General features: G+C 43.0%; 8 protein-coding genes. 3 read left to right on the top strand and 5 right to left on the bottom strand.

Annotated elements, in window-relative coordinates:
* The 4 genes from P8O70_11190 to P8O70_11175 form a co-directional block, all read right to left on the bottom strand.
* Positions 1-638: FAD-dependent oxidoreductase (locus P8O70_11190; protein ID MDG2197440.1), on the bottom strand; the 638-nt coding region annotated here is incomplete at its 3' end.
* 228 nt (positions 639-866) lie between these two features.
* A complete protein-coding gene (locus P8O70_11185) occupies positions 867-1,805 on the bottom strand; it encodes a chemotaxis protein CheW (protein MDG2197439.1) in 939 nt (312 codons plus the stop codon).
* Positions 1,806-1,836: 31 nt separating this feature from the next.
* On the bottom strand, positions 1,837-2,658 hold the full coding sequence (locus tag P8O70_11180; GenBank protein ID MDG2197438.1) for a sulfite exporter TauE/SafE family protein: 822 nt from the start codon (positions 2,656-2,658) through the stop codon (positions 1,837-1,839).
* Between the two features lie 6 nt (positions 2,659-2,664).
* Positions 2,665-3,654, bottom strand: a complete 990-nt coding sequence (locus tag P8O70_11175) for a CPBP family intramembrane metalloprotease (GenBank protein MDG2197437.1) — start codon at positions 3,652-3,654, stop codon at positions 2,665-2,667.
* A gap of 55 nt (positions 3,655-3,709) precedes the next feature.
* On the opposite strand from P8O70_11175, the gene greA reads away from it, so the two are divergent.
* From greA to P8O70_11160, 3 genes are read left to right on the top strand one after another with little or no spacing between them, the layout of a single operon-like run.
* Positions 3,710-4,195, top strand: coding sequence for a transcription elongation factor GreA (gene greA, locus P8O70_11170; GenBank protein MDG2197436.1), 486 nt, complete (start codon positions 3,710-3,712; stop codon positions 4,193-4,195).
* A gap of 7 nt (positions 4,196-4,202) precedes the next feature.
* Positions 4,203-4,949 carry a TlyA family RNA methyltransferase gene (locus P8O70_11165; GenBank protein MDG2197435.1) on the top strand — a complete coding sequence of 249 codons (747 nt, stop codon included), beginning with the start codon at positions 4,203-4,205 and terminating at the stop codon, positions 4,947-4,949.
* Complete coding sequence (locus tag P8O70_11160; GenBank protein ID MDG2197434.1) at positions 4,946-5,773, top strand: ParB/RepB/Spo0J family partition protein; 828 nt, start codon at positions 4,946-4,948, stop codon at positions 5,771-5,773. Before P8O70_11165 ends, P8O70_11160 begins: the two co-directional genes overlap by 4 nt.
* Position 5,774: 1 nt before the next feature.
* Here the strand turns inward: P8O70_11160 and P8O70_11155 are convergent.
* Positions 5,775-6,149 (bottom strand): sensor histidine kinase (locus tag P8O70_11155; GenBank protein MDG2197433.1); only part of this gene is annotated, 375 nt, incomplete at its 5' end.

The raw sequence follows: 6,149 nt of genomic DNA, 5'->3' as shown, positions 1-6,149 counted from the left end.
ACATATTCTTGAGAGCCGCCAGGGATCGTGTACCATTGAGGTCGATTTACTACGTTCAAAAGCCCATGGTTCTCAAAGAAGCGAGCAAAATATTTGATGGGAAAATCCATCATTTGCTCGATACTCGTAGACCAAATCGCTGCACCCATTGGGATTATGTAATGATCACAGAATAATTCTCCATATCTCCTTATCCTTAGAAAGTCTCCAAGGGTGAGATGATCTTGATCGCTCTCCAGCAGTTCCTTTGCTTCCTTGTTGAAGCGGATAATATCCCTGAGCATCACCCAAAACGAAGGCCTCACTAAATTTCTCCTCTGTGCAAAAAGAGTATTTATTGTGTGCCCGTTATACTCAAAATCCCTCTGCTCGTCTTTGACGCTGAAACTCATTTCTGTAGCTTTGCCCTTTATTCCTATCTCTTTCATCAGTGAGATAAAATTGGGGTAAGTCCAGTCATTGAATACAATGAATCCCGTATCAACAGGAATTTTGCCTACAGGAAGATCCACTGTAACAGTGTTGGAATGCCCACCTAGTCTGGGAGAAGCTTCAAAAAGAGTGATTTGATGACGAGGATGCAGGTGGTATGCAGCTGTTAGTCCGGCAATGCCTGAACCAACGATGGCAATTTTCATGGCTTCCTTTGATGCTAAACGGCAAAGATGAGGTGATTCTGGCCGTAAATTTTTTCGAACTGACAGTGCAGACAATAGCGATGCCCAAAATATCTATCCCCAGAATAAGCAAGCCTACTCAGGCAGATGACTTTGTTTTTTTTATTCCATTACTTTAAGAATTGTGAGAAAATTAAAACTTAATTGGGTATTTAATAAACATTTATAAGAAAAATATTTTGAAATAAATCAAGAAAATGATGAAGCCAAGGGTATTCGGGCAGTAGCAACTAACTGTTTCAGCATTTGTTCCACACTTCGCTTTCCGACAAACCCATCAGCGCCTAGTTCCCTGACAGCTTTGCGACTTTGGTCATTCGTCATAGAACTGAAGACTAAAATCGGAATGTGCTTGGTCCTAGAGTCAGACTTCAACCTTCTGATGACCTCATGTCCAGAGATTATGGGCATCTCAATGTCGGTAATTATCAAGGGTATTTTTGAAAGGTCTGAAATATCTTGGACATACTCCAGGAGAGGTCCCCCGTTTTCAAAAATCTTGAAAGAGAGATTCAACTTCTCGAAGAAATTTTTGAGGTACATCTGAGCGGACCGACTATCCTCAGCAACAAGAATTGTCCCATTTTTTAGAGATTCTGGTATTTCAACATTGCTCAAAGGTAAATTTTGAACATCTTCTTGAATTTCTGAAAATTCATGAGGCAAAACTTCTTTCAGTAAGTATTCAACATCCAGAATGAGACAGACTGAAGATCCATCATCAAGCAGGGTGTAATTGAGATTTCGGTCAACAGACATGTACTCATGAAATTTTAAAGGAAGGACATCCTGCCAATCTCTCATGATAATTTTGTGAATACCTCCAACTCTAAGAGCTATTTGAATATTATTGAAATTGCAGAAGATGATCGACGAATTCCCCTCCTCTTGCTCACTCAAATTAGTTCCAAGCCAACGTGGAAGATTGACTAGCGGTACTGGTTGATTCCTGATATAAACAATTCCCTCAATATACTCGTTAGCCCTTGGAACTTCACTAATTGTGAAATGCTTTGCTCGCTGAATTTCAAAAGTCTTGAAAACATTAATCCCATAAAACGGCTGCTCTTCGTTAATTCGGAAAACGATTAGTTTTAAAGCGATTGCTGCTGGAGAATTTTCGTTCATTAGATTGTATAACGTGGATCTTTCAAAGGCATTAGGACCAAAGTCGCCAAAGAGTTCGCATCGCAACGACCAACAGAAATATCCCGAAAACCTGTTTCAATTTCTTGGTATTTAGCCGATGGGAAATTGTTGCACCTAGAGGAGCTAAGATTACGGTCATCAAACAAATGCAAAGGGCAGCAAGCCAGTGAATGAAGCCGAAAGAGAATTCAGGCAGATTTGGGTTCTCCCATCCTGAGACAATAAATCCAATTGTTCCGGGTAGGGCAATTACAAAGCCCATACTCGCTGAAGTACCAACTGCTTGGTGCATCTTGATGCCCATCATGTTCATCAGCGGAACGTTCATAGCTCCTCCTCCAATCCCAACCATAGCGGAAATGATCCCTGTAAGTCCTGTAAGATTCCCAATCAAAGATCTATTTGGTTCGTGATCAATCTCATTGGAGGCTTTGCTGGCAATCATCATGCGAACTGATACAATAACAGCCATAAACCCAAAGATCATAGCTAGTACCCCTCCGCTGAGACTGCCCGCTAATAACCCTCCAAAACCTGCACCCAAAGATGTTGGAATGATCGAATACTTGAGGAGTTGTTGATCAACAGAACCCCTTTTAAGATGTGCTTTTGCTGAAGAAAGAGAGGTAGCAATGATTGTTGCGAGCGAGGTTCCAATTGCTAGATGGGAAATAACAACCCCAGATACCTGCATAAGGTCGAACACAAAGACTAGAGGAGGCACCAGAATGATTCCTCCTCCAATCCCCAACATGCCAGCCATGATTCCAGCCAACGAGCCAGCCAGCAGCAGAATCAGGATTGATTCAACTAACTCCCAAGAGAATTCCATTTGCTCTCAAAAACGATAGGTAAATCCAAACAAAGGCTGGTAGTTGTTGACCCGAAGTGTTTTTGCAGTTTCCCCATCGGCTCGTTCAACAAAGGTGGCATCTCGATAATTTTTGTAACTGATCAAAGAATTCCACCAAGAGTGAATCGCTATGGCCTCTGTCAAATTAAAATCTCCCTTAGCAGGATGATATACCGTACCTAGATAAAGTCCGGCCAAGAACGCTGCTCCTGGATTGGCACTGAATCCTGAGCCATCGTGGGCAACAGCGAATAGACTGCTAGCCAAAAAAATACTCGTCCATCGTGCGACACCTTTACTAAAACTACGATTTAAGCCTCTGTAGATTGATCGCTGGATGAATCCACGAAAAAACATTTCTTCACCAGCACCGGTCAATTGGCTATTGATGAAGTCAATCCTCTGCATCTGTTCTCGTGTCAGTTCTGCATCAACATGATAAGTCAAATTAGGTGTCCCAGGTGTTACGAGTTGAATTCCAGTGGGAATCCAAAACGTATACGAATCTCCAAATTTCCAGAATTGAAATGGAGAGAAAATTTCCCAGTAGGTGTCTGTATTGTCCTTACATCCACCATCGTAAAAATCATAGAAAGTAATCAGGCTGATATTGGTGTAGAGTCTCAGATAAGCCATTGTGTAATAAGTTTCTTTACTCAAATAAATGTCAGTGACATCCTCCCCCTCTTCATTCTTTGTCTCTTTAAAAACTTCATCAGGATATGCTTGGAGATTTTCACTATCTGAATATTGCATGTAGCCATTGATGGCCCACCACCGCAATCCACCAAAAATAAGAGCTTTGTCGTAGTCATCATTGATTGCGTAACCTAATCCGGGGACCAGCCATTCAGCCAGAGCGGTCCCTGCACATTTTAGATCAGCACGGGCGTGAAATGGAATCATCATCAAGGCAATCCCAAGAAAACAGATCACAATTGCTGAATTTAGCTTGATGCGAAGAACTTGACCCATTCAACTTACTCACTATCGTATTTCAAATTTTTCTTTCCAATCTCGGAGAACAAGCATGTCGGAACAAATGTACCCTGTAACGAAGCAGGGACATGAACAACTCAAAACGGAGTTGAAGCATCTGATGTCTGTTGTACGACCTGAAGTCGTTCAGGCAATTGCAGACGCCAGAGAGCATGGGGACTTAAAGGAAAACGCGGAATATCATGCGGCCAAGGAGCGCCAGGGATTCGTGGAGGGTCGTATTCAGGAACTCAATGGCAAGCTAGCACAATGCAATGTCATTGACATAAGCCGTCTCAGCGGAGAAAAAGTCATCTTCGGTTCTACAGTTACTTATATCAATATCGAAACAGACGAGGAAAAAACTTACCAGATTGTCGGTGAAGATGAGGCCGACCTCGAGAAAGGTAAAATCTCTTGCAATTCACCAATTGCGCGCGCCTTAGTTGGGAAGACTGTTGGTGATTCTTTGATCATCCCTATTCCAAAAGGCAAAGTTGAAGTGGAGATTACAGATTTAGAATTCCTGGACAAATAAATTCCTTATGGCTGTTCGTCAAAGGCTGGATTTGTTGCTTGTTGAGCGTCAACTGGCTCCAAGCCGTGAGCGAGCCCAGTCTTTGATTCTGGCAGGCAAGGTTCTGGTCAATACAGAACGAGTGGATAAACCTGGCAAGAGTGTGGACCAAGAATCAGAATTGGCAGTACAAGCTCAGGATCATCCATATGTTAGCCGAGGTGGAGTCAAGCTCGCTGGAGCGATTCGGGAGTTCCAAATTGAAGTCCTTGATCGAATTGCTCTGGATGTGGGGGCGTCGACGGGAGGTTTTACAGATTGCTTACTGCAGCACGGAGCCCAGAAAGTCTATGCGGTAGATGTCGGATATGGCCAACTAGCTTGGAAACTTCGACAGGATCCAAGAGTAGTTAACTTGGAACGTACAAATATCCGTTATCTTGACCCAGTCAACTTAGCAGATCCAATTCAAATAATTGTGGTAGATGCCTCCTTCATTTCTCTCCGATTGATATTGCCAAAACTTTATGAACTGATGACTGGTGGCTCCCAGCTTTTAGCTCTTGTCAAACCTCAGTTTGAAGCGGATAGAAAGGAGGTTCGCAGGGGAGGGAGAGTCAAAGAAGGAGCCGTTCATGCCAGAGTACTTAATGAAATCATTGAGGCTGCAACCACGCTGGGTTTACGAATGCTGGGCAGTTGTGAGTCAATTATTAAGGGAAAGAAGAGTCAAAATACTGAATATTTTGTTCATCTTGAGAAATCTTCAAAATGAGTGAGCAAAGGTCTCAGCGTTTTCTTCCGATTTACCGCATCAAGCCCAATCCTAATCAACCTCGCCGATCTTTTGATCCCAAAGCTCTCCAAGAACTCAGTCAATCCATAAAACAACAGGGAGTCCTACAACCCCTGATCGTAAGAAATCATCCAATGCTCGAAGGATGCTTTGAACTGGTAGCTGGCGAAAGGCGTTGGAGAGCTCTGCAACTGGCAGGAGAGACTCAAGCACCGGTCATCATCACAAAGTTGAGTGATACTGAAGCCCTAGAGGTTGCTCTCCTTGAAAATATTCAAAGAGAAGACCTAACCCCAATTGAAGAGGGTCAATGTTACCATGAACTGATGCAGCTTCATGGATTAACCCAAGAGGAATTGGCTAAGAAGCTCGGCAAAGACAGGTCCACTATTGCGAATATGGTTCGCTTACTTGCCTTGCCGAAAGCAATTCAACAGGATTTGGAAATGGGTCGCTTAAGTGCTGGACACGCTCGAGCAGTTCTCAGCCTTTCAGACCCTAAAGAACAACTGAATTTACGGGGAAGATTACTACTTAATAACTGGTCTGTTCGTGAAACAGAAAAACAGGTTAAGCTTATTTTGGAGGTGCTAGAAAGTAGAGCTAGCCAGCCATCAAAAAAAATTGGAATCGATGATGATCTTAATACAGAATTGCGTTCTATTGAAGCTGAATTGCAGCGTTACCTAGGTACAAAAATGCGGATTGATCACAAGCCGCCCTTTCAAGGAGAAATTAGGCTTAGCTACTTCTCTGCTGAAGAACTGGATCGGCTTCTGGCTCTGTTAAGAAGTGCTCGATGAATCATGACAATGTTTCTGACTCTTTTCTCTCCTCATGGAGTTCAGTCTTCTCGGGAATAGTGGTCGGAAATTTTAGAGTGAATTTACTGCCCATATTCAGATTACTTTCGACGCTTACCATTCCTCCATGAGACTGAACAATGTGTTTGACGATTGCCAATCCCAGCCCAGTCCCCCCTAATTTTCTGCTTCGAGCTGCATCTTCTCGATAGAATCTTTCAAAAATTCGATCCAAATGCCGGGCATCAATGCCAGAGCCCTGATCCTTGATTTCGATCATTACCTCGCTTTTCTCGAGGCTACCTTGGATTTCGACTTGTCGCTTTTCAGGGCTGTACTTGATTGCGTTTTCAATCAAGTTGACAAGCACCTGTTC

Source organism: SAR324 cluster bacterium (assembly GCA_029245725.1).
Lineage (GTDB): Bacteria > SAR324 > SAR324 > SAR324 > NAC60-12 > JCVI-SCAAA005.
This window is presented reverse-complemented; position numbering and strand designations above follow the sequence as displayed.